Consider the following 26,394-nt stretch of genomic DNA (forward strand, 5'->3'; position numbering starts at 1 on the left):
TCATGTCTCACAACACGTTCGGCCATCTCTTCCGCGTCACGACCTTCGGCGAGAGCCATGGGGTCGCGCTCGGCTGCGTGGTCGACGGCTGTCCGCCCGGGCTGGCGCTGGAGGCCGAGGAGATCCAGGCGGAGCTCGACCGGCGCAAGCCGGGCCAGTCGCGCTTCACCACCCAGCGGCGCGAGCCGGATCAGGTGAAGATCCTGTCGGGGGTGTTTTCCGACGACCGCACCGGCGGCCGCCAGTTCACCACCGGCACCCCGATCGCGCTGATGATCGAGAACACCGACCAGCGCTCGAAGGATTACTCCGAGATCCGCGACAGCTATCGGCCGGGCCACGCCGACTACACCTACGACGCCAAGTACGGGATCCGCGATTATCGCGGCGGCGGCCGGTCCTCCGCCCGGGAGACCGCGGCGCGGGTCGCCGCCGGCGCGGTGGCGCGCAAGGTGATCCCGGGCGTCACCATTCGTGCCGCGCTCGTCCAGATGGGACCGCACGCCATCGACCGGGCCCGCTGGGACTGGGCCGAGACCGGCAACAACCCGTTCTTCTGCCCCGACCCGGAGGCGGCCGCGCTCTACGAGCGCTATCTCGATGAGATCCGCAAGGACGGCTCCTCCGTCGGCGCCGTCATCGAGGTGGTGGCCGAGGGCGTGCCGCCGGGCCTCGGCGCTCCGATCTACGGCAAGCTCGATGCGGATCTCGCCGCCGCGATGATGTCGATCAATGCCGTGAAGGGCGTGGAGATCGGCGACGGATTCGCGGCCGCGGCTTTGCGCGGCGAGGACAATGCCGACGAGATGCGGGCCGGCAATGACGGGCGCCCGCGCTTCCTGGCGAACCATGCCGGCGGCATCCTCGGCGGCATCTCCAACGGCGAGCCGGTGGTGGTGCGCTTCGCCGTGAAGCCGACCTCGTCGATCCTGACCCCGCGCCGCTCCGTCACCCGCGACGGTGCCGAGGTCGACCTGATCACCAAGGGCCGCCACGATCCTTGCGTCGGCATCCGTGCCGTGCCGGTTGCGGAAGCCATGATGGCCTGCGTGCTGGCCGATCACTATCTACGCCATCGCGGGCAGGTGGGCGTGGCCTGACCCGCCGGAGCGGGAGCCGATCGCGGTCGGCCCAACTCCGAGACCAGAAATTTTCACAGGCTCGCTCATACCGGACCATTCTCCGTCCGGCGCTGAGCGAGCCGCCCCCTTCCTCCCCCGCGGGGTGGGGGATGCGAGACGAGAGAGCGATCCGTGCCCCATTGCACCGTCACAGAGGCCATCTCGGCCTTCGCCCGCGGCGAGATCGTGGTCGTCACCGACGATGACGATCGTGAGAACGAGGGCGATCTCGTCGTCGCGGCGTCGCTCTGCACGCCGGAGAAGATGGCGTTCATCATCCGCAACACCTGCGGCATCGTCTGCGCGCCGATCACCCAGGACGAGGCGCGGCGGCTGCATCTCGACCCGATGGTGGCCTCGAACGACGCGCCGCTCGGCACCGCCTTCACGGTCACGGTCGACGTCAAGCACGGGCTGACCACCGGCATCTCGGCGGAGCAGCGCTGCAACACCGTGCGGGCGCTGGCCAACGGAAATATGGGCGCGGGCGATTTCGTCCGCCCCGGCCACGTCTTCCCGCTGATCGCCCGCAACGGCGGCGTGCTGATGCGCTCGGGCCATACCGAGGCCGCGGTCGATCTGTGCAAGCTCGCCGAGCTGCCGCCGGTCGGCGTGATCTGCGAGCTCGCCAACGACGACGGCACCGTGATGAAGGGGCCGCAGATCGAGGCGTTTTCCGAGAAGCACGGGCTGAAGCGCGTCTCGGTGGCCGATCTGATTGCCTATCGGCAGGCCCGGGACCGGCTGGTGGAGCGGGTCGGGCACTTCACCGTCCAGTCCAGCCACGGGGATGTCACGGCCTACGCCTTCTCGACCCCGTTCGAGGCGATCCAGCAATTCGCCTTCGTGATGGGTGAGATCGGCGATGGCCGGGACGTGCTGGTGCGCCTCCATCGCTCCAACGTCGCGGCCGACGTGATCGGCGGCGGCAAGCAGATCGACGCCGTTCTCAAGCGCTTCGCATCCGAGGGGCGCGGGGTGCTGGTGTATCTCCGGGACGGGACCGCGGGCGTTCCGCTGAAGAGCGCCCTGGAGGAGGGGACCGAGGCTCTGCGCGCCCGCCAGTGGCGCGAGGTTGGCCTGGGCGCCCAGATCCTGCGCGACCTCGGCGTCGTCTCGATCCGCAACCTCGCGACCTCGGCCCGCTCCTATGTCGGCCTCTCCGGCTTCGGCATCGAGCTTCTGGGCGACGTGCCCCTGGAGGGCTGACCCGTCAGGCGCGGCGCGCGACGGTCCAGATCGCCGCGCCGGCCATGATGGCGGCGGCGCTCCGGTTCAGCCGGGCGCGGAACACGGGTTTCCGCAAGGACTCCCGGGCCCGCGCCGCCAGGGCGGCGTAGGGCGTCATCACCCCCGCGAGCACCAGCGCCGTCAGTCCGACCAGGATACCGAAATCGCCCGCCGTGACCGTCCGCAGGTCGACGATCGTGGGCACGATGGCGAGGTAGAAGACGATCGTCTTGGGGTTGGCCAGGGTGATGGTGATCCCCGCGATGAAGCTGGATAGGGGGCGGTCCGCGGGGCCGCCCTCGATCCGGTCCGTCTGTCCGGCCGCGCGCCAGAGGCGCACCGCCAGGTAGGCGAGATACAGGCCGGCGCAGAGCCGGACGACGACGAAGACCTCGCCCAACGTCTCCGCGATCAGGGCCAGCCCGAAGACGGCCGCGGACAGGAAGGTCAGATCGCCGAGGATCAGCCCCGCCGAGAAGGCCATGGCGGCCCGGAAGCCCGAACTGAGCGCCCGTGCCACCAGGGCGACGACACCCGGGCCGGGCACGGCGGCGGCAACGCAGAGGGCCAGCGCGTAGGCGATAAAGCCGGCGAGCGTCATAGACCGCCCCCGGACCAGACCGAAGGCGCGACCGTCACAGAGAGACGCATCCACGGGGGCGAGGCGCAGCGTTTCACCGGCGGCCGGAGTCCAATCGATTCGCAATCGGTCGATCATGCCGGGCGTCGCGGTGCCCGCAAGCCGAAACCGATCGCCTCGCTCACCGTCCCATCAGCGCGTCCACATGGGCGGACACGGATTTCGCCAGCCCCTCCAGGCTGTAGCCGCCCTCCAGCACCGAGACGATCCGGCCGCCGGCGCAACGCTCGGCCAAGTCCATCAGCTTGCGGGTCGCCCAGCCGAAATCCTCCGCTTCCAGACGGAGGTTCGCCAGCGGATCGAGGCGGTGGGCGTCGAAACCCGCCGAGATCACGATGACGTCGGGCCGGAACGTCTCCAGCCGCGCCAGGATGCCGGCCTCGAACGCCTCGCGGAACACCTCGCCGTCGTCGTTGGGCCGCAGCGGCACGTTGACGATCGTGTCCTTCTCGCCGCGCTCCGAGGCGGCGCCGCTGCCCGGGAACAGCGGCATCTGATGTGTCGAGGCGTAGAGCACGCTCGCATCGTCCCAGAAGATGTCCTGGCTGCCGTTGCCGTGGTGGACGTCCCAATCGACCAAAGCCACGCGCTCGGCACCGTGTTTCTGCTGGGCGTAGCGGGCGGCGATCGCGGCGTGGTTGAACAGGCAGAAGCCCATGGACCGGGTCCGTTCGGCATGGTGGCCGGGCGGGCGCATCGCCACGAACGCGTTGCGGCATTCGCCCGCCATGACCGCGTCGAGGGCGTGGTTGGCGCCCCCGATCGCCCGCAGCGTCGCCTCCAAGCTGCCGGCGGACAGGATCGTGTCGGCGTCGATCCCGACCATCCCGTGCTCCGGCACGGCGGCGACCAGTGCGTCGACGTATTCACGGGGATGGGTCAGGGTCGCGACCTCGATCTCCGCCCGCGGCGCGGCCACCCGCACCAGGCCGGCGAAGCGCTCGTCTTCCAGGGCACGCTCGATGGCCCGCATCCGCGCCGGGCGCTCCGGATGGCCCTCCGGCACCTCGTGGTCGAAACTCGCCGGATGGCTCACGTAGAGGGTGGTCACGACGATCGCTCCCGGGTGCGGTCCTGTCGCGGACCTGCAACAGGAGCCGGCAATGTGCCACGGGCGGAACGCGCGGACTACGGCGGGGTGCCAGGCCTCGTTATAGTTGCTCAAATCTTCCACGGGACCAGTCCCGAACGGGTCGCATGTCCGGGCGCGCGGAAGACGTCCGAGGACCGGCGCATGCGCATCATCCCCGTCATCGCCTGCGCCGCATGGCTCGCGGGCTGCACCTTCAAGGCCGTCCCCGACCCGAAGGTCTCGGCCCGCGATGCCGCGTTCATGGCGCTGGTGCCCGAGGCCGAGTTCGATCCGCACTTCGCCCGATACCAGGTGAGCGATCCGACCGGGCAGCCCCCGGGCACGATCGTGGTCGAGACCAAGGAGCGCCAGCTCTACCTCGTGCTGCCGGACGGCAAGGCGATCCGGTACGGCGTTTCCGTGGGCGATGAGGCCTTTGGCTGGACGGGCACAGCCACGATCGACCGGAAGGCCGAATGGCCGGCCTGGAACCCGCCGGCCGAGATGATCAAGCGCTGGCCGCACGTCCACGCCATGCAGGGCGGCCCGATGAATCCGCTCGGCGCCCGGGCCCTCTACCTGGCCGATCACGGCCGGGACACGCTCTACCGGATCCACGGCACCAACGAGCCGGAGAAGATCGGCCAGGCGGTCTCCTCCGGGTGCATCCGCATGCGCAACATCGACGTGGTGGACCTGTTCGACCGCGTGCCCGTCGGGGCCACGGTCATCGTCCGGTAACGCAACTGATCAACGTCCCAATAAGCCTGCTTGCTCGGTCCGTGTTTACCTGAACTTCCGTTCAGATCTTGCCGTTAACTTCCGGCAGGGGAGCCGTCCCGTAAGTTCAAATCACACCGGGACAAGCACCGACCGCAGCAAAGGTCGGAGGAGCAGGCAGCCATGACCATGATCTCCGTTCAACAGTTCTGCAACCATGCCGTTTCGACTGGCGCGATCAGCGACGAGGACCTCCTGGTCCTCAAGCGCGAGGTGCTGCCGGAGGGGATCATGAGCCGCGACGAGGCGGACATGCTGATCGCCCTGGAGCGCGCGGTGATCGGCTCCGACGCTTTCGCCGACTTCCTGGTCGCGTCGGTGGTCGACTTCGCCGTGTGGGGCCTGCGCCCGACCGGCTATATCGACCGCGACGTCGCCGCCTGGCTCGCCAGCTCGCTCAGCGGCCGCGACGGCCCGACCCCGGTCGGCGCCCGGATCGCCATGGAGATCGTCCGCGAGGCGCAGGGCAGCGCCGAGGCCCTGATGGCCTTCGCCCTCGACGCCAACCGCTGGACCCGCGAGGCGACCCAGGCTCCGCGCGTCACCTTCGCCCTGGCCGCCTGAGACTACGACCAAGGCGCAGCTTCCGTCCGCGGCACATCTGATCTATCGGGACAGTCAAGCCGGTGTGCAATCCGGCGATCTCGAGAGCGATGCGCCAGCGATGTTCGATAAGATCCTGATCGCCAACCGGGGCGAAATCGCCTGCCGGGTCATCAAGACCGCCCGGAAGATGGGCATCAGGACGGTCGCGGTCTATTCGGATGCCGACCGCGACGCGGTGCACGTCGCCATGGCCGACGAGGCGGTCCATATCGGCCCCGCTGCCGCGGCGCAGTCCTATCTGGTCATCGAGAAGATCGTCGAGGCCTGCCGGCAGACCGGCGCCCAGGCGGTCCATCCCGGCTACGGCTTCCTGTCCGAGCGCGAGGCCTTCCCGAAGGCGCTCGAAGCAGCCGGCATCGTGTTCATCGGGCCCAATCCCGGCGCCATCGCCGCCATGGGCGACAAGATCGAATCCAAGAAGGCCGCCGCGGCCGCCAACGTCTCCACCGTCCCGGGCTTCCTCGGCGTGATCGAGAGCCCCGAGCACGCCGTCGAGATCGCCGACGGGATCGGCTACCCGGTGATGATCAAGGCCTCGGCCGGCGGCGGCGGCAAGGGCATGCGCATCGCCCATTCGTCGGGCGAGGTCGCCGAGGGCTTCGCCCGGGCCAAGTCGGAGGCCTCCTCGTCCTTCGGCGACGACCGGGTCTTCGTGGAGAAGTTCATCACCGACCCGCGGCATATCGAGATCCAGGTGATCGGCGATAAGCACGGCAACGTGATCTACCTCGGCGAGCGCGAGTGCTCGATCCAGCGCCGCAATCAGAAGGTGATCGAGGAGGCGCCGTCGCCGCTGCTCGATCCCGAGACCCGCCGCAAGATGGGCGAGCAGGCCGTCGCCCTCGCCAAGGCGGTGAACTACGATTCCGCCGGCACGGTCGAGTTCGTCGCCGGCCAGGACAAGTCCTTCTACTTCCTGGAGATGAACACCCGGCTTCAGGTCGAGCATCCGGTCACCGAGATGATCACCGGCCTCGACCTCGTCGAGCTGATGATCCGGGTCGCGGCCGGCGAGACGCTGCCGCTGACGCAGGAGCAGGTGAAGCTCGACGGCTGGGCCGTGGAGAGCCGCGTCTACGCCGAGGATCCGACCCGCAACTTCCTGCCCTCGATCGGCCGCCTGACCACCTACCGGCCGCCGGAGGAGGGGCGGCAGGGCGCCGCGATCGTGCGCAACGATACCGGCGTGGAGGAGGGCGGCGAGATCGCGATCCACTACGATCCGATGATCGCCAAGCTGGTGACCTGGGCCCCGACCCGCGCCGAGGCGATCGCCGCGCAGGGCGACGCGCTGGACGCCTTCGCGATCGACGGCATCCGCCACAACATCCCGTTCCTGTCGGCGCTGATGGCCCATCCGCGCTGGCAGGAGGGCAATCTCTCCACCGGCTTCATCGCCGAGGAATTCCCGAACGGCTTCGTCGCGCCCGAGCCCGCGGGCGCGGTGGCGATCCGCATGATGGCCGCCGCGGCGGCGATCGACCACAAGCTCAACCAGCGCAAGCGCGGGATCTCCGGCCAGATGCGCGCCCCCGGCCTGTTCGCGTTCGAGCGGGACCGGGTCGTGATCCTGGCCGGCCAATCCTACCCGGTGACCATCGAGCCGGAGGGCGAGGACCTGATCGTAACCCGGGACGACGGCACGTCGCTCTCGGTGGCGAGCGCGTGGCGCCCGGGCGAGCCGGTCTGGATCGGCACGATCGGCTCCGAACGCGTCGCCATCCAGGTGCGCGGCCTGCTGAACGGCGTGTTCCTGCAGCATGCGGGCGCGGCGGCCGAGGCCCGGGTCTACACCCGCCGGGAGGCCGAGCTCGCCGCGCTGATGCCCGTGAAGGAGCAGGCCGGCTCCGGCAAGCAGGTGCTCTGCCCGATGCCGGGTCTCGTGAAGCAGATCCTGGTCACCGAAGGCCAGGAAGTGAAGAACGGCGAGCCCATCGCGGTGGTCGAGGCGATGAAGATGGAGAACATGCTTCGCGCCGAGCGTGACGCGACGGTGGCGAAGATCCACGCCAAGGAAGGAGACAGCCTCGCGGTGGACGCGGTGATCCTGGAATTCGCCTGATCGTAGCAGGCGGCCGTCGTGAGTGAGGTCCACAACGAGCAGACGAAGCTTCTGGCCACCGCGCTGAACAACATCGCGGTGGCTTTCGTGGTGATCGGGTTCGTAACGCCGATCACGGCCATGAGTTTTGGAGTCGCGAGCGCGCCGTCCTTGCGTCCGACCACTGCCTTCTTCGCGGCGATCTGGCTTTCCGCGGGCATCGGCATACATCCGATCGGCAGGCGCGTGCTGCGGAGCATCAAGCCATGAGTTCGGGCGAAATTTTTGTGACGTTCGTGATTCCGGCCGTCACCCTCGCTGTGGCCTACGCGGCGATGCGTGCGAACGAATGGGCTGTGCAGCGGGACGAACGCACATCCGGGACGTGACCCGGCCGGTCGACCGCTGACCACGACGGCATGCCCCTCTACTTCGCCTACGGCGCGAACATGGATGCCGCCGCGATGGCCCTGCGCTGCCCGGTCTCGCGGCTGATCGGCGTCGGGCGGCTGCCGGCGCACCGTTTCATCATCATGCGCGAGGGCTATGCCTCCGTGGTGCGCGATCCCGCCCGCACGGTTCACGGTGTCCTGTGGGAGCTGGCGCGCGACGATATTCCGGCCCTCGATCGCTACGAGGGCGTGGCCGGCGGCCTCTACACCAAGGCGACATTGCCGGTGACGACGGCCGGCGGGGTCAAGCGTGCGATGATCTATCTCGGCCGCTCCACCGCGCCCGGCCGGCCGCGCCCGGGCTACCTCGAATCCGTGGTCGCGGCGGCGCATGCCGCGCAGCTGCCGCCCGCCTATATTCGCGAACTCAGGACCTGGATGCGCGGCCCGCCCGCCTGACCATCCGGCAATTGGTACGCAACCTGCTTGCTCGCGATCGACCGGGGCGGCGACACCATCATGCGCCTCGGCCAGCTGTGATGTTTGCGCAGCGTGCCATTCGGTCAACGGCGATCGGCGGCCGCGTGCGAGGGAGAGGTTCGCATGTCCTATCTGGCGCCCGCCGATTTCGTGAAGAAGGCCGTCGATGCCGGCGAGTCGAAGGTCTTCATGGCCACCAAAGACACGTTCATCCGGGCCTACATGGCCGGCGCGATCCTGGCGCTTGCCGCCGCCTTCGCCGTGACCATCAATCAGACCACCGGCCAGCCCCTCGTCGGGGCGCTGCTGTTCCCGGTCGGCTTCTCGATGCTGTACCTGCTGGGCTACGACCTCTTCACCGGCGTCTGCGTGCTCACGCCCCTTGCCCTGATCGACAAGCGCCCGGGCGTCACCGTGGCCGGCATCGCCCGCAACTGGACGCTCGTGTTCTTCGGGAACTTCGCCGGTGCCCTCACCACCGCCCTGATGATGGCGATCGTGTTCACCTTCGGCTTCGCCACCGAGCCGAACGCCGTCGGCAAGGCGATCGCCGGAATCGGCGAGGCGCGCACCCTCGGCTACGAGAAGTACGGCGCGGCCGGCATGCTGACCCTCTTCGTGCGCGCCATGATGTGCAACTGGATGGTCTCCACCGGCGTCATCGGCGCGATGCTGTCCACCTCGGTCCCCGGCAAGGTGATCGCGATGTGGATGCCGATCACGGTGTTCTTCTTCATGACCTTCGAGCATTCGGTCGTGAACATGTTCCTGTTCCCGTCGGCGATCCTCATGGGCGGCCACCTGACCGTCATGGATTACCTGCTGTGGAACGAGATCCCGACGCTGCTCGGCAACATCGTCGGCGGTCTCGCCTTCACCGGGCTGATGCTCTACTCGACCCATGTCCGCACGGGTGAGACGCGCTCGGCCCCGATCGGTGCCGGCGTCCGTCGTCCGATGGCGGCCGAGTGAGATTGAGCGGCCCGTGCTTCCGCACGGGCCTTTGGGGACGGTGCCGATCCGATGAGCGCGACGCGTACCGTCTCCGTGATCGTCAAGGGGCGGGTCCAGGGCGTTTCCTACCGGGCCTGGACCCAGGCCGAAGCGCGCACCCGGGGCCTGTCCGGCTACGTCCGCAACCGGGACGACGGCTCTGTCGAGGCGCTGTTCAGCGGTCCGCCGGAGGCCGTCGACCACATGGTGGCCCTGTGCCGGTCCGGGCCGCCGGCGGCCCGGGTGACCGACGTCAGCCTGCGCGAGGGCGGCGAGGCTCCGGAGGCAGGCCGGTTCGAGATCCTGCGCGGCTGAGGCCGTCGCGAGAGGCAGGACGGGTTCTGCGGGGCGAACGGGACTGGTATGGCCTCGGGCCGCTACCGGTTCCGATTTCCGGCGCTCCGAGACCATGACAGACCTGACCGCAGGCAGTGCCGCCTTCTCGCCCCTCGATCTCGGGGCGCTGGCCTATTTCATTGTCGCCTGGGTCGCGTACGGCCTGTCGGTCGGCCGCCTGCGCGGGCGCATGATCTCGCTCAGCCAGATCATGAATGTGCACCGGTCGAACTGGGCCCGGCAGATCATCGGGCGCGAGAACCGGGTCGTCGACACGCAGATCAACGCCTCCCTCCAGAACGGCACCGCCTTCTTCGCCTCGACCTCGCTGATCGCACTGGGCTCGGTGCTGACCCTGTCGCGCTCCGGGGACGATGTGCTCAACCTGTTCGCGACCCTTCCGTTCGGGACGGTGGCGAACCGCACGACCTGGGAGCTGAAGGTCGCCGGCCTCGCGGTGGTGTTCGTCTACGCCTTCTTCAAATTCGCCTGGGCCTACCGGCTGTTCAATTATGCGGCGATCCTGCTGGGCGCCGTGCCGCCGAAGGGCTCGGGCGTCAGCGACACCGAGGTGATGCGGGCGGTCCGCCGGCTCGCGGCGATGAATGTCAGCGCCGGCCGGCATTTCGCCCGCGGCCAGCGCGCCTTCTTCTTCGCGCTCGCCTATCTGGGCTGGTTCGTGAGCCCGTATGTGCTGATCGCCTCGACAAGTGCGGTGGTCGTCATCATGTGGCGTCGACAGTTCGCCTCGGAGATCCGCAAGGCGCTGCTGGAGGCCGGTGAAGGGCCGCACGAGGGACCGCTCCTGGCCCCCGCCGAGGAGGCACGGACATGAATACGACCAAGGCAGACGAAGCGGCGATCGAGGAAATCCTCCTCGGGTTGGTGGCCGAGCGCGGCGCCGGCAAGACCATCTGCCCGTCGGAGGTCGCCCGCGCCTTGGGTGGCCCGCACCCGGACGGATGGGGACCATTGATGCAGCCGGTACGCCGGGTCGCGGTGCGTCTCGCCCATGCCGGCCGGGTCGCGATCCTGCGCAAGGGCAAGCCGGTCGATCCGGACGATTTCCGGGGCATCTACCGGCTGGCGCTGCCGGGCGAAGCGACCGGTTCGGGCCCGGGCAGCCAATCCGGCGTGTAGCCGGCGAGCCGGTAGACCACGAGGCCGATCCACTCCTTCACCGCGAGATCGAGCTGGAGGAGCCCGTCCGAGGCGAATCCGTGGAACCGGGCGGCGTCGCCCCAGCCGCGAGTTCGGTAATCGACCGGGAAGGCGTCCACTGTGAAGCCGGCCTCCCGGAAGCAGCCGATCGCTCGGGGCATGTGCCAGGCCGAGGTGATCAGCAGCCAGCGCTCGCCCGGCTTCGGCTGGACCAGAGCGGCGGTAAACGCGGCGTTCTCCTGGGTATTGCGCGACCGGTTCTCGAGGATCAGCCGGGTGCGCGGCAGGCCGAGGACGTCGGCATGGCGGCTGATGATGTCGGCCTCCGCAATGCCGCCGCCGACGAAGCCGCTTCCGCCGGAGAAGACGAGCCGGGCCTGCGGAAAACGGCGCGCCAGGTGGGCGAGGTAGACCGGCCGCTCGCCGGCATCGTTGCCGAGCACCTGATCGCGCGCCTCGGACAGCCCGGCCTCGATGCCGCCGCCGAGCACGATGATGCCCGCGGGAGCCGGCCCATCCTCCGGGTAGGGCGGAAACCGCTCCTCCAGCGGCAGGAGGGCGATCTCCGATACGGGGGTCAAGCCGCCGATGGCCAGTCCCAGCAGCCCGAGCGCGGCGAGCGCGAGGCCGGTTCGGCGCAGGCGCGTCGCAGCCAGGATGACGAGCCCGGCAAGTGCCGAGAAGATGAACAGGTTCGACGGGGTGATCAGAAAATAGACCACCTTCGAGAGCGGGAAGAACACCGGGCCGCCTCAGGCCGGCTTGGTCTCGGCCTCGAACCGGGCCAGGGCGGCGGCGTCCGGCGGCAGCAGGCTGGCGAGGCTCTCGCCCCTCTCGACCTCGCGCTGGATCCAGAGATCCAGGCGCTGCTGCTCGACGGCTTCGAGGGCGATGCGCTCGGCGAGCTCGGCCGGCAGCGCGACGATCCCGCCGGATCCGCAGACCACGATGTCGCCGGGATGGATCGCGGCGCCCCCGCAGGAGACCCGTTCCTGGGTGCCGACCAGGGCCAGCGTCTCGCTCCCGGCCTCCGGCGCCGACCAGACCGGCAGACCGACCGCCTCCGGAAGGGCGCCGTCGGTGACGAGGCCGGCGACTCCGCGCTGCGCGAGCCGCGCCGCCACGATCGCGCCGAAGGGGAGGGCGAGGCCGGAGCGGGCGGCGTCGATCACCAGGATGGCGCCTTCCGGGACCGCATCGATGGCGGCAGCGAGGTCGCCGGCCGCGTCGTTGCGGGCCGGGATCATCCGCATCGTGTAGGCCGGGCCGATGGCGCTTTCGCCGTGGCCGGTCAGACCGCGCGGGCTGAACGCCTTCACGCCCGCGCGTGACAAGGCCCGGGCCAGGCTGGCCGGCGTCACGGCGGAGAGCGCGTCGCGCAGGGTCGGATCGATCGCCATCAGAAGCTCCGGGGAAGGCGGGCGCCGGACGGATCGGCGAGTTGGCTCAAGGTGGATCGCCCGGGCCCGCCGGCAAGGCCGCGCTTGCCGCTTCGTCCCGAAAGATGCGCGCCAGCGTCCGGGGATAAGTTCGCGATCTCAGGAGATCGGCTCGCCCAAAGCCCGCGCCGCCCCGGGCCGGGCCGCGAGCCGGTCGTACCAGCGGCGCAGGGCCGGCCGCTCGATCCGCTCGGCCGGCAGGTTCAGCCAGCGATGCGCCGCGCAGCCGAGGGCGATGTCGGCGATGCTGAAACCATCGCCGACTGCGTAGTCCCGACCCGTCAGATGCGCGTCCAGAATGGCGGCAAACGCCTCCGTGCGCTTCACCGAAGCGTCGATCACGGCGCGGTCCGGATTGGCCGACCGATAAAGTTGCCAGAACGCGTCCCGCATCGCGGGCGTGAAGGAGGTGGCCTGCCAATCGAGCCATTGCTCGATATGGGCGCGCATCCGCGGATCGGCAGGCGGTGCCAGAGACGGGGCCATCGCCGCGACGTAGCGGAGGATGGCGTTCGATTCCCAGAGGACGAACCCGTCCTCCTCCAGGGTCGGGACCAGCCCGTTCGGGTTCTTGGCGCGATAGGCGGGATCGTGGACGACGCCGTGCGCACCGCCGGCATCGATCCGCTCATAGGCGAGGCCGGCCTCGTCCAGCGCCCAGACTGCCTTCTGCACGTTGACCGAGGTGAGCCGGCCCCAGAGTTTACGCATCGTCACGAACCGTCTCCGCTACGCCTTCGGCGGGTAGGCGTGCTCATACCCGTTGGGATCGGTCACCCGCGTCTCGCCGTCCGCGTCGCGCAGGTAGCCCGGCCCGACCGGCACTTTGCCGTGGCCGCCGGGGATGTCGAGCACGTAGGTCGGCTGCGCGAGCCCGGAGAGGCGCCCGCGCAGGGCGCGCATGAGCGCCTGCCCCTCGGTCAGGCTCGTGCGCAGATGGCCGGTCCCCGGGGCGAGGTCGCCGTGATGGAGATAATAGGGCTTGATCCGATTCTCGACGAAGGCCCGCATCAGCGCCTCGAGGGTCGCGGAGTCGTCGTTGATGCCGCGCAGCAGGACCGATTGGCTGACCATCGGGATGCCGGCATCCACCAGCCGGGCGCAGGCGGCGCGGGCCGCCGGCGCGAATTCCCGAGGGTGATTGGCGTGCAGGGCGACGAACACCGCCCGGCCGAAGCGCTTGAGCGCCGTCACCAGATCAGCGTCGACGAGATCGGGCTTCACCACCGGCACGCGGGTATGGATCCGCATCACCCGGACGTGCTCGATCGCCGACAGGCGCTCGGCGATGGCACCGAGGCGCCGGGCCGAGAGCGCGAACGGGTCGCCGCCGGTGAGCACCACCTCCCAGATCCGCGGATCCTGCGCAATGTAGGCCAGCGCGCCGTCGAGCTCGGCCTCGGTCAGCGAGCCGAGGCCGTCCGGCCCGACCATCTCCCGCCGAAAGCAGAACCGGCAATAGACCGGGCAGATATGCAGCGGCTTCAGCAGCACCCGGTCGGGGTAGCGGTGGACGATGCCCACCACCGGCGCGTGCGCCGCATCGCCGATCGGGTCGGCCCGTTCCTCCGGGGCGACCACGGTCTCCGCACCCTGCGGTACGAATTGGCGGGCGATCGGATCGGCCGGATCGTCCAGGTCGATCAGCTCGGCCATGTCCGGCGTGACCGAGACGGCGTAGCGCGACAGCACATCGTGCAGGGCGTCCGCCTCCGGGCCGGAGAGCAGGCCGGCGGCGGCGAGGTCGGCGGCGTTGCGCAGGGTGCGGTTCACGGCAGGGTCTCCGCGACCGGGGTCCAGAGGACGTCGTCGATCCGGTTCGCTCCGCAGGCCAGCATGGCGAGGCGGTCGAAGCCGAGGGCGATCCCGGAGGCGTCGGGCATCACCGCCAGCGCGGCGAAGAAATCCTCGTCGATCGGGTACGTCTCTCCGTAGACGCGCAGCTTCTCCGCCATCTCCCCGGCGAAGCGCCGGCGAAGGGAAGCGGGATCGGTCAATTCGCCGAAAGCATTGGCGAGCTCGACCCCGCACGCATAGAGCTCGAACCGTTCGGCCACACGCGGATCGTCCGGGGCGGGCCGGGCGAGGGCGGCCTCGCTGATCGGGTACTCGCACAGGATGGTCGGGCGCCCGATGCCGAGATGCGGCTCGACCCGCGCCACCAGCACCCGGGAAAACAGATCGGCCCAGGTGTCATCCGGCGCGACCCGGAGGCCGGCCTCCGACACCGCGGCGGCGAGCCCGTCGCGGTCGGTCTCCCCGGTGGGCGAGATCGTGGCCAACAGGTCGATGCCGGCAAAGCGCGTGAAGGCCTCGGCGAGGGTCAGGCGCTCCGGCTCGGCGAACGGGTCGGCCTCCCGGTCGCGATAGCGGAAGCGGCGGGTGCCGGCGGTCTCGGCGGCCAGCGCGAGCAGATCGGCGCAATCGGCCATCAGGTCGGTATAGGGTACCCCGGCGCGGTACCATTCCAGCATGGTGAATTCCGGATGGTGCAGCGGGCCGCGCTCGCGGTTGCGAAACACCCGGGCGACGCTGAGCAGCCGCGTCTCACCGGCCGCCAGGAGCTTCTTGCAGGCGAATTCCGGCGAGGTGTGCAGGTAGAGCGGTGTCCGCGCCCCGCTCGCGCCGATCGCCGCGGTGGCGAAGGCCGAGAGATGCGCCTCGTTGCCCGGGGAGACCTGCAGGCAAGCGGTCTCGGCCTCGACGAAGTCGCGCGCGGCGAACCAGGCCCGGAAGGCGGCCAGGATGCGGTTGCGCAGGAGCAGCCGCGGCCGCCGGTCGGCGTGGCGATCGGGCGTCCACCAGGGCGAGGGCGCGCCGGTCAAAGCCCGATCCCCGGGCGGGGGCGGTCTCGGCCGGGCAAGGCAATCCTCGGAGTCGTCATCGCACGATCCTGACAGGCCCCCGATCGGGCCTCTCGATGTCCAGGCCTCAACACGGGCCTCGGGTTCCCCGGATTGGGAGGGGCGCGCATCGAGCCCACGCGCTTCGGTTGAGGCCCGCCCGCTGGCAACGGCGCCGCAGATGCGATAGTGCCGGGGCCTAGATCCCGTGCACGCGCTTGGCGCGTGCCGACCCGCCTTGTCAATGCAGGACCTAATTCCGTGAAGGTGATCGCCTCAACGCTCCGTAAGGGCAACGTCGTCGAGAAGGACGGCAAGCTCTACGTGATCCTGTTCGCCGAGAACATCCACCCCGGCAAGGGCACCCCGGTGACCCAGCTCGACATGCGCCGCATCACGGACGGCGTGAAGGTGTCCGAGCGCTACCGCACCACCGAGCAGGTCGAGCGGGCCTTCGTGGAGGATCGCGAGCACACCTTCCTGTACAGCGACGGCGAAGGGTTCCACTTCATGAATCCCGAGAGCTACGAGCAGGTCGCCGTGCCGGCCGACGTGGTCGGCGACGCCGCCCCCTATCTCCAGGAGGGCATGGCCGTGATGCTGTCGAGCCATAACGGCGTGCCGCTGACCATCGAGCTGCCCCAGCGGGTGACGCTGGAGGTCGCCGAGACCGAGCCGGTGCTCAAAGGCCAGACCGCCTCCTCGTCCTACAAGCCGGCCACGCTCTCGAACGGCGTGCGCACCACCGTCCCGCCGCACATCGCCGCCGGCACCCGCGTCGTCGTGATGACGGCCGACGGCGCCTACGTCGAGCGCGCCAAGGACTGATTTTTTTGGGGGTTTCTCGCCGCGGGACGACAGTCGCGCGGGCGGGAAACTCCATCCCACCCGCGCTCTCAGCCTGACGGTCTGTGAGGCTTTCGATCGACAGGCGGGCCTGGATGGCTAGGACGAAGCGCGGGTCCCCTCTCCCGCACGGGAGAGGGGGCCTGTCACGCTCCATCCTCGACGGATTGGACTACTCACAGCCTCTCAGCTGCCGGAGCGACGCGGAGGCCTCGAAGGACGCCTCCAAGCATCGCGAGCGGCCTGAAGACCTCCTTCGCGGCACGCTGCCCTCGCAAGTCAGGATGAGGGCGTGGATGAAGGAAGGCGACGCAAACCCCTCCTTCACCGCGGCGCTCGAGACGCCGCCTCGATCGCCCCGTAGCAGCCCTGGGACACGGCCTGCGCCCGCAGCCGCTCCTGCGGGCTGAAGGGCCGTCCATCCTCCCGGAAAAGATCCTCTTGGATCAGCGCGTCCGAGGTGCAGCGGGCCGCGATCCGGCAGAGCGGCGGCTCGCCGCCGGTTCGGGTGCAGATCGTGACGTAATCGGCGCGGAAGGCCCGCACCCCCGCGCGGGGGTTCGGTCCGGTCAGGGCGACGAGGCCGGTGAACAGCGCCAGTAGCACCGGCTGGTGGACGAGATAGACGACGAGGCTGTGGCGTCCCGCGAAGGCTGCGACGCGGCCCAACGCCGAGCGCGGCGCCCAGGCGCCCAGGCGCGAGCGCGCCAGCCAGGGCAGGCCGAGCCGCCCGACTAAGATCCCCGTCACGACGAAGCCGAACCACGGGAACAGCGGCACGTAGTCGTTGGTCCGCGGCGTCCCGGCACCGAGCCCGAGGAAGTACAGGACCGGCGCGTCGAGCACCGGCGCATGCACCAGGACGGGGGCGGCGAAGATCGCGGCCGCAGCCAGGGCCGTCACCGGAACCGGCAGGAACAGGAACGGCAGGCCCAGCACGCTCGACACCGCGATGCAGTGCAGGATCCCGAAGAACACGTAGGAATCCGGGAAGGCGAACCAGGTCCCGATCGTGACGAGCAGGGCCGCCCCGCCGATCCGGGCGAGCCGCATCAGGGTCGGGCGCAGGCGGATGCCGCGCCCGTTCATCAGCACCAGCCCGATGCCCACCAGCGTCAGGAACGTGCCGGCGATCGCCTCGGCCGCGCGATGCCCGGTCGGCGTCAGGGCGTAGTTCTCGGCGGTCAGCCGGAGATATCCGACGTCCCACAGCGAATGGTAGCTCGCCATCGCGAGCAGGGCGCCCCCCCGCACCGCGTCGATGATCGGGTATCGGCCCCCCGCGGCGTTCGGGGCGGCGTGTGACGGTTCGGAGCGAAGATCAGCTGGCACCATGGCGAGGGCTCAAACCACGCCGGCGCCCGGGACGCCACCGGGGGGCTCCGGCGCCACGGCGGCGCCGGGCGGCATTGCCGAGCGCTCTCGAAAACGTGAAGGGGCGTCCGGGCCGGTCGCGAAAACCTGACTGGACGGCGTGGCTGAGGAAATCCAAACGGCTCCAGCGGCGCGAAAACGCCGTAACCCCGCTCCCCCTGCGACCGATCGACTGTTGCGAGCCTGCCTCCCCCGGGCAAGATTGCAACTCGGGATGGCTCCGATGCCGGTCATATGGGCTTTCCGGGAATCAGGACTTCGTTAATCTTGCTGCGAGAGCGCGCGGCGTGATTCGGTGTAGGTTGCTCGGCCATGTCTGACGAACGCGCTTCCGGGCCGCAGAACCCCAGTCGGATCGAGGATGCCCGGACCGCCGACGGGGCACCGGGCGACGACGAGGCGCTCGACCTCGTCGAGGTCTCCGGCCGCATCAAGTGGTTCGACGTGTCGAAGGGCTTCGGCTTCATCGTGCCCGATGACGGCGCCCCCGACATCCTGCTGCACGTCACCTGTCTGCGGCGTGACGGCTTCCAGGCGGCGAGCGAGGGCGCCCGCATCGTCGTAGAGGCGGTGGAGCGGCCGCGGGGCTGGCAGGCGTTCCGGGTTCTCTCGCTCGACCAGTCGGCGGCCCTGCATCCCTCCGAGATGCCGATGCCGCGCACCCATGTCTCGGTGACGCCGACCAGCGGCCTCGAGACCGCGGTGGTGAAGTGGTTCAACCGGCTGCGCGGATTCGGCTTCCTCACCCGTGGCGACGGCACGCCCGACATCTTCGTGCACATGGAGACCCTGCGCCGTTACGGCATCGCCGAATTGAAGCCCGGCGACGCGGTGCTGGTGCGCTACGGGGACGGCTCCAAGGGCGTGATGGCCGCCGAGATCCGCCTGATCGACGACGCGCTGCCGACCTCGCACTGACGGCGCGCCGCGAACCCGCGCCGATCGGGTGGCCTCGTCTTTTTCGCAAAAGCCGGTCCCCCGCTCCGGGCGCGATGCGCTATCTGCACCCGCGGCGGACGTCCCCGTCCGCAATCGCGTTTCCCGAGAGGCCAGTGCCCGTGAGAATCCTGACCCGTGTCGCGCAGGCGGCCACGATCGCCTGCCTGGTCCTGACCGCGTCCGCGCCCCTCGGTCCCGCAATCGCCCAGGAGGCGGCACGCGAGAGCGCCGCCAAGACCGAGCCGCTCACCATCGTCACCAAGGCCGGTCCGAAGCGGTTCGACGTCGAGGTGATGCGCGACGATGCCGGGCGCTCCCGGGGATTGATGTTCCGCCGCCACATGGCGCCCGATCACGGCATGCTGTTCGATTTCGAGCGCAGCGAGCCCGTGACGATGTGGATGAAGAACACCTACCTGCCGCTCGACATGCTGTTCATCCGCAAGGACGGCACCGTGAGCCGGATCGCGGCCGATACCGAGCCGCTGTCGACGGCGATCATCGCGTCGGGCGGCCCGGTCTCGGCCGTTCTGGAGCTCAATGCCGGCACCGCGGCCAAGCTGGGCATCCAGGCGGGCGACCGGGTCGAGCACCCTTTGTTCAAGGGGCGCTGAGTCGACGGGCCCTTTCGCGAACGCAGCGGGAACAATCGCCTTGACCGCTGCGATGTTCCGCGCCAATGTTCCGGCATTGTTCCGGTGCTTCGGAATGCCGGCACAGCGCGGAGGACCCGATGAGCGATGTGGCCGATGCCGAGCTGTTCGGCAATGACGATTGGTCGGTGAGCGCCGACGGGCTCGAGCACCGGGGGACGGGCTATTTCATCGGCCGGGATGCCGTGGCTGCGCGCCGGGCCGAGGGCCTGTGGGAATGGCCGCTCCAGATGGCGGAGAAGAGCTGGTGCCGGCCCAGCCTGTTTCGCGAGGCGTTCCTGAACGCGCTGGCGCAGTTCGGCATCGCCCGCGATGCCGGCCTCACCCGCTCCTTCGCGCTGGGCTACGGCATCCGGGCCGTCGAGGCGCCGGCGCCGGACACGTTCGTCACCCTGGCCGACGTGCTGAAGCCCCGCACCGCTCCGGAGACGGTCCGGGTCGCCGCCCGGGCTCCGGCGCGCGCACTGGCCGCGGCGGGCGCCTGATCCGTCCGGTCATTTGACCGCGGCCGTCTTCGCCGGATAGCCCTCTTCGCGAGAATGCGGGAGAGATGATCATGGCGAATGCTGATAATGCCGGTCTGGACGGCCTGATCACGTCACCGCTGTCGCGACGCGGCTTCGTGATGACAAGCCTGATCAGCGGCCTGACCGTCGCCACGACCCGCGTCGAGGCGCAGGTGATCCACACCGATGCCACCGGGATCGAGGCCGGGGAGGTGAAGATCCCCGCTGCCGACGGCCCGATGCCGGCCTACCGGGCGGTCCCCGAGGGCGCCGGCCCGTTCCCGATCGTGCTGGTGGTCGAGGAGATCTTCGGGGTCCACGACTACATCAAGGACATCTGCCGACGCCTGGCCAAGGCCGGCTACTGCGCGGTCGCCCCCGAACTCTACGCCCGCCAGGGCGATCTCTCGACCATGACCGATCCCAAGATCATCATCCGGGACGTCATCTCAAAGACGCCAGACGCGCAGTGGATCGGCGATCTCGACGCCACCGCGGCCTGGGCGGCCTCCGCGGCCAAGGGCGATCCCGCCCGGCTCGGCGTCATGGGCTGGTGCCGGGGCGGCCGCGCTGCCTGGCTCTACGCGGCGCATCGTCGCGACCTGAAGGCGGCGGTGGCCTGGTATGGCCCGATCGGGGGCGAGCGGACCGACATCCAGCCGCGCACAGCCGGGGATGTCGCGGCCGAGATCCACGCCCCGCTGCTCGCGCTCTATGGCGGCGCCGATACCGGCATTCCGCCGGCCTCGGTGGAGGAAGCCCGCGACAAGGCGAAGCAAGCCGGCAAGACCGTCGAACTGGTGATCTATCCGGATGCGCCGCACGGTTTCCACGCGGATTACCGGCCGAGCTACCGCAAGGAGCCGGCCGAGGATGGCTGGAACCGCGCGCTCGCCTTCCTGAAAGCCCACGGCGTCGGCTGATTCAGGGGCTCTCGCCGGTCTTGTCAGGATGTTCTCGGGTGGCTGTGCTTCCCGGGACACGGCCACAACTTGTCGAATATGCAAGGGTCGCGGGTGGATCTGTGCCCGCGCGGGTCCGGCCGATCGTCACGACCGGGGCATTGAACCGATCGTCGCGACCGCCGTTCAGCCCCTGTAGAGTGTCCCGGCCCATGAGCGATTCGGTACAGCCCGGACAGAAGCCCGTGATCCTCGTCGTGGAGGACCAACCCGACGAGCGCTTCCTCGCGGCCACGCTCCTGGAGGATACCGGCTTCACGGTGATCGAGGCCGAGACCGCCGACCGGGCGCTCGCCATCCTCAACGACCGGGCCGACGAAGTCAGCGTCGTGTTCTCCGACGTGCGGACGCCCGGCCCGATCGGCGGCTTCGAGCTGGCGCGGATCATCGGCGTGACCTGGCCGCGGGTCCGGGTGCTGCTCACATCCGGGGATGCCGGCGACCAGCCGAGCGACCTGCGCATGTCGGCGACCTTCATCCCGAAGCCGTGGCGTGCCGAGGACATCCTGGCCTGGGTCGAGCAGGCGGCGGGTCGCCCCTCGGGGACGACGGGTCCTGCGGTGATCGGGCCGGGTGGTAAATTAATTACGCCGGGCCTGGAAACCTGAGGCCAACTCCGGGTTGTACGGCATCTCAAGGGCGCGCGACGCCCGAATCCCTGCAACGCCAACAACCCCGAAGACGATCATGCGCATCGTGGCCGCCAACCACGCCGATTCTCTGCGACGGAACCTCTCGGACGACCGGAACGCGATCCGCGTCGTCGATAGCGTGACCGATGAGCTGCGCATCCACTACGAGTCCGCGACCGACGACGTGCCGGCCGAGATCCTGGCTCTGGCGATGCGGCTCGACGGACACGTGGCGCAGCCGACCTTCGCCGGCTGAGCGACCCGGGCGAGTCGCCAAGGCGAGGGAATCTGCTATTCAGCGGGCCCTGACCTGCCGGCGCATCGCGTCTCTCAGCCGAGCCCCTCATGCGTCTCAACGTTCTTCGCGGTTCGCTCGCTGCCGGCCTGATCCTGGCGCTGGCCGGGATCACCGGCGCGCAGGCCGCCACACCGCCGGCGCAGCCGGCCGAGGGCCCCGGCGGCGTCGGCGACCGCAAGGCGACGATCGTGAAGCGCCTGCTCGGGCGCGGGACCGCGACCACCTTCGCGTTCCACGCCGCCGGCGCCGCGCCCGAGGCCGGCCGGCCCGTGGCGGTGTTCCTGCACGGCTGGGGCGTGGTCAATCCGCAGAGCTACGGCGGCTGGATCGACCACCTGACCCGCCAGGGCTGGCTGGTGCTCTATCCCCGCTTCCAGGAGGTGAACCGGACCCGCCCGGCCGACGCCCCCGGCATCGCCGACACCCTGGTCAAGGCCGCGCTCGCCGACCTCGCATCCGATCCGGACGCCAAGCCCGATCTCTCCCGGGTCGCGCTGATCGGTCATCTCGCCGGCGCGCCGATCGCCTTCGACATGGCCGCAGGCGCCAAGCAGCAGGGGCTGCCGGTCCCGAAGCTGATCTTCGCGGCCGCGCCGGGCGGCATCGCCAGCGGCCCGAAATCGCGGGGCATCACGCTCAGCGAGCTGTCCAGCATCGACCCGGCGACGCTGCTCATCACCATGGTCGGCGACAAGGACACGCGCGCGGCCGACCTCGCGGCCAAGCGCCTGCTGCGCGAGGCGAGCGCCGTCCCGATCGAGCGCAAGCTGTTCGTCCGCGCGCTCTCGGACGACCACGGCTTCCCGGCGCTCACCGCCACCCTCGCGGCGCCCGCCGGCACCGACGCGGCCTATGACGGCGGCGCGATCAAGCCGGGACCGGAGCCGAAGGACGCGGCCAAGGACGCCCCCAAGCCGCCGCCGTTCCGCTGGTCGGCCGACATGGCGCTCACCGGCGAGCAGCAGACCCTGGTCTCCCAGATCAACATCGCCCGCGTCGACGCACTGGACTATCTCGGCTTCTGGAAGACGTTCGACATCGCGGCGGCCGCCGCCTTCGCGGGGTCGGACGCGAATGCGATGAAGAACAACCCGCGGCTCGCTGACATGGAGCGCTGGAGCGACGGCTGGCCGGTGAAGCGGCTCTCGGTCGAGACGCCCCGGCTGGTGGCGCCCGCCGCCCAGGCTGGGACCCCGGCGGCGAATACCCGCAAGCGCTGATCGGCGCCCCGGGCGGGCTTCCCCCTGGCGCAGGGCTTGCTACGCTGCCCGTGTTCGACACGGGGGATGATGCCATGCCCGAGTTCGTCGCCAGCCTGCTCGCCGCAGCGGCCTTCTGCCTGACCCTGCTCGCGCTGAACGCGCTGACGCGGTTGCTGATTCAGGCGCATGGTGCGCCCCCGGATCTCGGCGAATCCGGCTTCCTTCAGATCGGCGGCGCCCTGGTCGCCGCCCGGGTGGCCTATCGCCGGGCGCCGCATCGCCAGCTGGACTGACCGCGCGCCTCGCTCCAGCGAGCCCCGTGTCGCGCTTGCGGGCGCTATTCCGACGCCTCGGCGGCCTCTTCGCCGTCCTTCACGCCGAGCGCGGCTTTCTCGGCCAGCAGGGCAGCGAGGGCCGCGCGGATCCGGTCGCCCTGCGCGCGATGCGGGTGATCGAGGGCGGTGATCAGGGCTCGGCGGTAGCGGTCCTGGATCACGGCCAGCTGCGTGGCCTTGCCGACCTTGGCGGGCGCCTTCTCGACCGGCTTCGGCTTGGCCGCTGGTTTCTTCTTCGGGGGCTTCGTCTCGGGCATGGCGGAGCAAGCGGCCCGACGGTTCTGCGGTTCCCGAAATCGCCATGACGACTGCTCGGGGGTGCGGCCTTGCCGATCCCCCCGGCACGACATCTCGCCCTTGTGAGGTGACAGCCGGTGCCGTCGCGATACGATCCGCGCATTGGGATCGCCCGATCCGATCCACCTTCAGCCCGCCCGGTTCGCCGGCGCGGGTTTTTTCGTTGTGTGCGCGGTGCCTGCCTTCCGAGACGCGCGGTCAATCCGGTGCGCCGCAGCAGAGCCGGGATTGAAAACTCGGGATGAGGCGGTGCTATCGTCAGCCGTTACTGGCAGCAAATCCCGCTTGCTGTCCGATATGTCATAATGGTGCAGCCTTAAATCGCTTTTGTCCGCGCCTGTTGAGAAGTTGAGACAGTATAAAATCGAGTTGCCGCGCCATCCGAGTTGGAATATGGGAGCGATAAGCTTGAGGGGCATCGCATGAGACGCATCGGGGCCGTACTTCTTCTTTCGCTGGCATGCGGGACGGTCGCCGCCCAGAGCGACGGCAAGAAGCCTTCGGCGCCGCGGCCCGTCTCGAAATTCCTGCCGTTCTCGGAAGGCTCCATCGACGGTGTCCCCTCGGTCCAGATCGACGGGGTTCTGAAACTCACCCAGAGCGGCAACCAAATCACGGCATCGGGTCTCGATGTCTGTTTTCCGTACGACGGCCTGTCCCTCAGGCTCGACCGGCTGGCGATTCCGCTGCAGGTGCAAGGTTCGACCCTATCGGGCTCGGGGGTCAGCACCGGCGGCCGTCAGGTCGCGGTGGCGTTGAAGCGAACCGGGCAGAAGGACTCTCTCGGCGTCGAGGGCACCCTGACTCTGCCCGGGCATACGATCCGGATCGCGCAATCCGATCTCGTCGCGCTCAACGAGGACCCCACGGCGTCGATTGCCCAACCGGATGGGACCGGGGAGGAGGATCCGGACGATGGTGCTTCCGTCACCGATCCGAGCAAGGTCCTCGCGACGGTCAAGATCGCCAACCTCACCGATCTGATCCGGACGGTTCGCGCCGAGGGCGGACGGCTCGATCCGGTCGGCCTCATCCCCCAATGCAGCACATTGAGATCGGGACGCGCGACGGCCTCGATCGAGGTCGATCCGAGCCGCTCCGCCGCCCTGTTAGACAAGGTCCGGGCCGTCCCGGGCGTCACCAACGCGGAGTTCGGGACGGTGCTGGATCATGCGCTGCTGATCCGGCTCAAGGCGAAGCCGAACGAGGCCGATTTCGCGTCAATCCTGAGCAAGGCGGCGCAGAAGGCGATTCCGGGCCTGTCGACGGTGTCGTCGGAGAAGGATCCCAGCCGGGGCGAGGTCCGCGTGGCGTTCCGGAGGACGCTGCCCGACTTTGCCGCTGTCGGGATCCAGGAGGCCATCACGCTGCGTGCCTTCGTCTGGCAGGACGTCCGCGACACATCGAAATACTACATCCGGCTGCGACCGCTCGATGCGAAGCTCGTCGACGCCGATCCGAAGCCGGTCCTCCTCTCGGGCCGCGCCGATACGGAAGGCGAGGACGACAGCACCGCCTCCGATCTCAACACGGAGGCGGCGCAGCAGGCCATCGGCAACGCGTTGGCGGCGGAGCTGCACGGGGAGGTCTGGGCCGACGAGCGCTGGGTTGCGAAATAGCGCCGCCCTCGCCGAAACCCCGAGCGCTACCGCAGGAAATCGCCGAAGGCCCGCGGGCCGTTGCCGGTCGGTATGGTCGTCACGACCTTCAGAGTGCGGGCGTCGAGGACGCTCAGCGTGTTGTCGCCCCAATTGGCGACGTAGAGCCGGCCGTCCGCATCAGCCGCGATGCCCTCGGGATGGTCGCCCACATCGATGTCGGCGAGCGGCTTGAGCGTAGCGAGGTCGAAGGCCGTGACGCTGCCGGCATATTGGTCGGTGACGAAGCCGCGGCCTTGCGTCAGCGCAATCACGTAGGGCCGCCGGCCGGTGGGGATCCGGGTGATTTCGCGCCCCGCCCCGAGGTCGATCACCGAGACGTCGTCGCTCGTGACGTTGGCCGTGTAGGCACGCCCGGCCGCGGCATCGAGCGTGATACCGAACGGGTGCTGGCCGACGGGGATCGTCCTGGTTTCCTTACGGGCCTTGGCGTCCACCACTGAGACCGTATCCGCCTCGCGGTTCGCGACGTAGAGCGTCGCCCCATCGGGCGAGACCGCGATGCCGGAGGGCGAGGCGCCCACCGCGATCTCGCCGTCCGGCACCAGCGCACCGTCGCGCTCGGTCAGCACGAACAGGCGGTGGCCGTACCAATCCGCCACGTAGACCGTGCCTCCCTTCGGATCGGCGGCAACGCCGAGCGGGCCGCCGGGCAGGGGCACCTCGGCCACGACACGGCCGGCTTCCAGATCGAGCACCGCGAGGCCGTGGCCCTCGGGCCGGGTGACGTAGGCGCGCCTGCGGTCCGGCGACAGGGCGATCCCGGCCGGGGCCCCGTCGAGCGCGATGCTGCGCACCACCTTGCCGGCGGCGAGGTCGACGATCTCGACCGCGCCGCCGAGCTGGGCCGTCACGATTGCCTCCCGCGCCGGTTCGGCGCGGGCCAGCGTCGCGACGAGGGCGAGGGCGGCGGCGAGCGCCGCGCCGCGCCTGTTCAGGCTCACGAGCCCTTCTCGACCTTGGCCTTCAGGTTGGCGAGGCTCGCCTTGATCCAGGCGCCGACGCCCTTCTCGGAGGCCTCGTCGTTCAGCTCGGGCGGCGGATCGTTGTTCATGTAGCCGCGGTAGAAGGCGGCCTTCCACTCGACCTTGGACTTGGCGTCGCCCGTCGGCTCGACCGTGATCGTGGCCGAATAGTCGTTGGCCGGCAGGTCCTTCACGTCGACCTTCTCGATGTAGTACGAGAACAGCTTCTCGTCCGGCTTGTACTTGTTGCTGGTCTCCTGGATCTGGTTGCCGTTCTTCAGCGTCAGGGTGCGCTTGAACTTGGTCGGCACGTCGCCGCTGACCTCGGTCTTGGTGACGTTCTCCATCCAGTCGGCGTTCTTGACGTCGCCGACGACGGCCCAGACCTTGTCGGCCGGCGCGTTGATCTCGATCGACTCGGTAATCTTGCGCCGGGTCGGGCCATGGGCCTGCGCGGTCGCCGCCACCAGGGCAGCCGTGGCCGCCAGGGCCAGGGTCATTGTCTTCATCGTGTCCTGCTCCTCCCGCCTCCAGGGCGCATTCCGGTCAGAGGAATACCGGTTTGGCGCCTCAGAGCGTGTCACAAGTGAGTG

Annotated in this window: 33 protein-coding genes; 22 read left to right on the forward strand and 11 right to left on the reverse strand. The window is 69.6% G+C overall.

Annotation, left to right across the window (positions count from 1 at the left end):
* The first annotated feature begins 2 nt into the window (after positions 1-2).
* A complete protein-coding gene (gene aroC, locus WYO_RS14730; RefSeq protein ID WP_007563774.1) occupies positions 3-1,100 on the forward strand; it encodes a chorismate synthase in 1,098 nt (365 codons plus the stop codon).
* 153 nt (positions 1,101-1,253) lie between these two features.
* A complete protein-coding gene (gene ribB / locus WYO_RS14735) occupies positions 1,254-2,330 on the forward strand; it encodes a 3,4-dihydroxy-2-butanone-4-phosphate synthase (protein ID WP_007563776.1) in 1,077 nt (358 codons plus the stop codon).
* Positions 2,331-2,334: 4 nt separating this feature from the next.
* Here ribB and WYO_RS14740 read toward each other — a convergent pair whose 3' ends face one another.
* Both WYO_RS14740 and WYO_RS14745 read right to left on the reverse strand, forming a co-directional pair.
* Positions 2,335-2,952 carry a LysE family translocator gene (locus WYO_RS14740; protein ID WP_007563779.1) on the reverse strand — a complete coding sequence of 206 codons (618 nt, stop codon included), beginning with the start codon at positions 2,950-2,952 and terminating at the stop codon, positions 2,335-2,337.
* Between the two features lie 160 nt (positions 2,953-3,112).
* Positions 3,113-4,042 carry a histone deacetylase family protein gene (locus WYO_RS14745; RefSeq protein ID WP_007563781.1) on the reverse strand — a complete coding sequence of 310 codons (930 nt, stop codon included), beginning with the start codon at positions 4,040-4,042 and terminating at the stop codon, positions 3,113-3,115.
* 183 nt (positions 4,043-4,225) lie between these two features.
* Here WYO_RS14745 and WYO_RS14750 point away from each other — a divergent pair, with 183 nt between their 5' ends.
* From WYO_RS14750 to WYO_RS14790, 10 genes are all read left to right on the forward strand, one after another.
* Positions 4,226-4,804, forward strand: a complete 579-nt coding sequence (locus WYO_RS14750; RefSeq protein WP_007563783.1) for a L,D-transpeptidase — start codon at positions 4,226-4,228, stop codon at positions 4,802-4,804.
* A 162-nt stretch (positions 4,805-4,966) separates the two neighbouring features.
* On the forward strand, positions 4,967-5,407 hold the full coding sequence (locus tag WYO_RS14755; protein WP_007563785.1) for a hypothetical protein: 441 nt from the start codon (positions 4,967-4,969) through the stop codon (positions 5,405-5,407).
* A gap of 100 nt (positions 5,408-5,507) precedes the next feature.
* Positions 5,508-7,511 (forward strand): acetyl/propionyl/methylcrotonyl-CoA carboxylase subunit alpha, encoded by a 2,004-nt coding sequence (locus WYO_RS14760; RefSeq protein ID WP_007563786.1) that lies wholly within the window; start codon positions 5,508-5,510, stop codon positions 7,509-7,511.
* A gap of 18 nt (positions 7,512-7,529) precedes the next feature.
* On the forward strand, positions 7,530-7,760 hold the full coding sequence (locus WYO_RS14765; protein ID WP_007563788.1) for a hypothetical protein: 231 nt from the start codon (positions 7,530-7,532) through the stop codon (positions 7,758-7,760).
* Positions 7,757-7,879, forward strand: a complete 123-nt coding sequence (locus tag WYO_RS32390; RefSeq protein WP_007563790.1) for a hypothetical protein — start codon at positions 7,757-7,759, stop codon at positions 7,877-7,879. The genes WYO_RS14765 and WYO_RS32390 overlap by 4 nt, the downstream gene beginning before the upstream one ends.
* Before the next feature lie 30 nt (positions 7,880-7,909).
* Complete coding sequence (locus tag WYO_RS14770; protein ID WP_007563792.1) at positions 7,910-8,341, forward strand: gamma-glutamylcyclotransferase family protein; 432 nt, start codon at positions 7,910-7,912, stop codon at positions 8,339-8,341.
* A 144-nt stretch (positions 8,342-8,485) separates the two neighbouring features.
* On the forward strand, positions 8,486-9,334 hold the full coding sequence (locus tag WYO_RS14775; protein WP_007563794.1) for a formate/nitrite transporter family protein: 849 nt from the start codon (positions 8,486-8,488) through the stop codon (positions 9,332-9,334).
* 51 nt (positions 9,335-9,385) lie between these two features.
* Positions 9,386-9,670, forward strand: a complete 285-nt coding sequence (locus tag WYO_RS14780) for an acylphosphatase (RefSeq protein WP_007563796.1) — start codon at positions 9,386-9,388, stop codon at positions 9,668-9,670.
* A 94-nt stretch (positions 9,671-9,764) separates the two neighbouring features.
* The gene (locus tag WYO_RS14785) at positions 9,765-10,526 is read left to right on the forward strand and encodes a DUF599 family protein (RefSeq protein WP_007563798.1); all 762 of its coding nucleotides are present in this window, start codon (positions 9,765-9,767) and stop codon (positions 10,524-10,526) included.
* Positions 10,523-10,831, forward strand: coding sequence for a DUF3253 domain-containing protein (locus WYO_RS14790; protein ID WP_007563800.1), 309 nt, complete (start codon positions 10,523-10,525; stop codon positions 10,829-10,831). Before WYO_RS14785 ends, WYO_RS14790 begins: the two co-directional genes overlap by 4 nt.
* Here WYO_RS14790 and WYO_RS14795 read toward each other — a convergent pair.
* From WYO_RS14795 to epmA, 5 genes are all read right to left on the reverse strand, one after another.
* Positions 10,768-11,595 carry a YdcF family protein gene (locus tag WYO_RS14795; RefSeq protein ID WP_007563802.1) on the reverse strand — a complete coding sequence of 276 codons (828 nt, stop codon included), beginning with the start codon at positions 11,593-11,595 and terminating at the stop codon, positions 10,768-10,770. The genes WYO_RS14790 and WYO_RS14795 overlap by 64 nt on opposite strands.
* A 9-nt stretch (positions 11,596-11,604) precedes the next feature.
* Positions 11,605-12,252, reverse strand: a complete 648-nt coding sequence (locus WYO_RS14800) for a dimethylmenaquinone methyltransferase (RefSeq protein WP_007563804.1) — start codon at positions 12,250-12,252, stop codon at positions 11,605-11,607.
* A gap of 138 nt (positions 12,253-12,390) precedes the next feature.
* Entirely contained in the window at positions 12,391-13,002 is a 612-nt protein-coding gene (locus WYO_RS14805; RefSeq protein ID WP_039902976.1) for a glutathione S-transferase family protein, read from the reverse strand.
* A gap of 18 nt (positions 13,003-13,020) precedes the next feature.
* The gene (locus WYO_RS14810; RefSeq protein ID WP_007563809.1) at positions 13,021-14,064 is read right to left on the reverse strand and encodes a lysine-2,3-aminomutase-like protein; all 1,044 of its coding nucleotides are present in this window, start codon (positions 14,062-14,064) and stop codon (positions 13,021-13,023) included.
* Positions 14,061-15,116 carry an EF-P lysine aminoacylase EpmA gene (gene epmA, locus WYO_RS14815; RefSeq protein ID WP_007563810.1) on the reverse strand — a complete coding sequence of 352 codons (1,056 nt, stop codon included), beginning with the start codon at positions 15,114-15,116 and terminating at the stop codon, positions 14,061-14,063. Before epmA ends, WYO_RS14810 begins: the two co-directional genes overlap by 4 nt.
* A gap of 279 nt (positions 15,117-15,395) precedes the next feature.
* Between epmA and efp the strand changes: the two genes are divergently transcribed.
* Positions 15,396-15,962, forward strand: a complete 567-nt coding sequence (gene efp, locus WYO_RS14820) for an elongation factor P (RefSeq protein ID WP_007563812.1) — start codon at positions 15,396-15,398, stop codon at positions 15,960-15,962.
* 342 nt (positions 15,963-16,304) lie between these two features.
* Here efp and WYO_RS14825 read toward each other — a convergent pair whose 3' ends face one another.
* The gene (locus WYO_RS14825) at positions 16,305-17,315 is read right to left on the reverse strand and encodes a heparan-alpha-glucosaminide N-acetyltransferase (protein WP_007563814.1); all 1,011 of its coding nucleotides are present in this window, start codon (positions 17,313-17,315) and stop codon (positions 16,305-16,307) included.
* 351 nt (positions 17,316-17,666) lie between these two features.
* On the opposite strand from WYO_RS14825, the gene WYO_RS14830 reads away from it, so the two are divergent.
* The 8 genes from WYO_RS14830 (at position 17,667) to WYO_RS14865 (ending at position 22,839) form a co-directional block, all read left to right on the forward strand.
* Positions 17,667-18,272 carry a cold-shock protein gene (locus WYO_RS14830; protein WP_007563815.1) on the forward strand — a complete coding sequence of 202 codons (606 nt, stop codon included), beginning with the start codon at positions 17,667-17,669 and terminating at the stop codon, positions 18,270-18,272.
* A 140-nt stretch (positions 18,273-18,412) separates the two neighbouring features.
* Entirely contained in the window at positions 18,413-18,907 is a 495-nt protein-coding gene (locus tag WYO_RS31575; RefSeq protein ID WP_007563817.1) for a DUF192 domain-containing protein, read from the forward strand.
* Between the two features lie 119 nt (positions 18,908-19,026).
* Positions 19,027-19,431 (forward strand): hypothetical protein, encoded by a 405-nt coding sequence (locus WYO_RS14840; RefSeq protein WP_007563818.1) that lies wholly within the window; start codon positions 19,027-19,029, stop codon positions 19,429-19,431.
* 71 nt (positions 19,432-19,502) lie between these two features.
* On the forward strand, positions 19,503-20,375 hold the full coding sequence (locus WYO_RS14845; RefSeq protein WP_007563821.1) for a dienelactone hydrolase family protein: 873 nt from the start codon (positions 19,503-19,505) through the stop codon (positions 20,373-20,375).
* A 191-nt stretch (positions 20,376-20,566) separates the two neighbouring features.
* A complete protein-coding gene (locus WYO_RS14850; protein WP_007563823.1) occupies positions 20,567-21,022 on the forward strand; it encodes a response regulator in 456 nt (151 codons plus the stop codon).
* Between the two features lie 79 nt (positions 21,023-21,101).
* The gene (locus WYO_RS14855; RefSeq protein WP_007563825.1) at positions 21,102-21,302 is read left to right on the forward strand and encodes a hypothetical protein; all 201 of its coding nucleotides are present in this window, start codon (positions 21,102-21,104) and stop codon (positions 21,300-21,302) included.
* An 89-nt stretch (positions 21,303-21,391) separates the two neighbouring features.
* Positions 21,392-22,564: a hypothetical protein gene (locus WYO_RS14860; protein ID WP_007563827.1), complete on the forward strand. Its 1,173-nt coding sequence runs from the start codon at positions 21,392-21,394 to the stop codon at positions 22,562-22,564.
* A 74-nt stretch (positions 22,565-22,638) separates the two neighbouring features.
* The gene (locus tag WYO_RS14865; protein ID WP_007563829.1) at positions 22,639-22,839 is read left to right on the forward strand and encodes a hypothetical protein; all 201 of its coding nucleotides are present in this window, start codon (positions 22,639-22,641) and stop codon (positions 22,837-22,839) included.
* Positions 22,840-22,883: 44 nt separating this feature from the next.
* Here WYO_RS14865 and WYO_RS14870 read toward each other — a convergent pair whose 3' ends face one another.
* Complete coding sequence (locus WYO_RS14870) at positions 22,884-23,138, reverse strand: hypothetical protein (RefSeq protein WP_007563831.1); 255 nt, start codon at positions 23,136-23,138, stop codon at positions 22,884-22,886.
* A gap of 462 nt (positions 23,139-23,600) precedes the next feature.
* Between WYO_RS14870 and WYO_RS14875 the strand changes: the two genes are divergently transcribed.
* Complete coding sequence (locus WYO_RS14875; RefSeq protein ID WP_007563833.1) at positions 23,601-24,797, forward strand: hypothetical protein; 1,197 nt, start codon at positions 23,601-23,603, stop codon at positions 24,795-24,797.
* Positions 24,798-24,823: 26 nt separating this feature from the next.
* On the opposite strand, the gene WYO_RS14880 is transcribed toward WYO_RS14875, so the two are convergent.
* Together WYO_RS14880 and WYO_RS14885 are read right to left on the reverse strand one after the other, a co-directional pair.
* Positions 24,824-25,723, reverse strand: coding sequence for a YncE family protein (locus WYO_RS14880; RefSeq protein ID WP_193375350.1), 900 nt, complete (start codon positions 25,721-25,723; stop codon positions 24,824-24,826).
* Positions 25,724-25,776: 53 nt separating this feature from the next.
* Positions 25,777-26,310: an SRPBCC family protein gene (locus WYO_RS14885; protein WP_007563837.1), complete on the reverse strand. Its 534-nt coding sequence runs from the start codon at positions 26,308-26,310 to the stop codon at positions 25,777-25,779.
* Positions 26,311-26,394 lie beyond the last annotated feature (84 nt).

This window comes from Methylobacterium sp. GXF4 (assembly GCF_000272495.1).
GTDB classification, from domain to species: Bacteria; Pseudomonadota; Alphaproteobacteria; order Rhizobiales; family Beijerinckiaceae; genus Methylobacterium; species Methylobacterium brachiatum.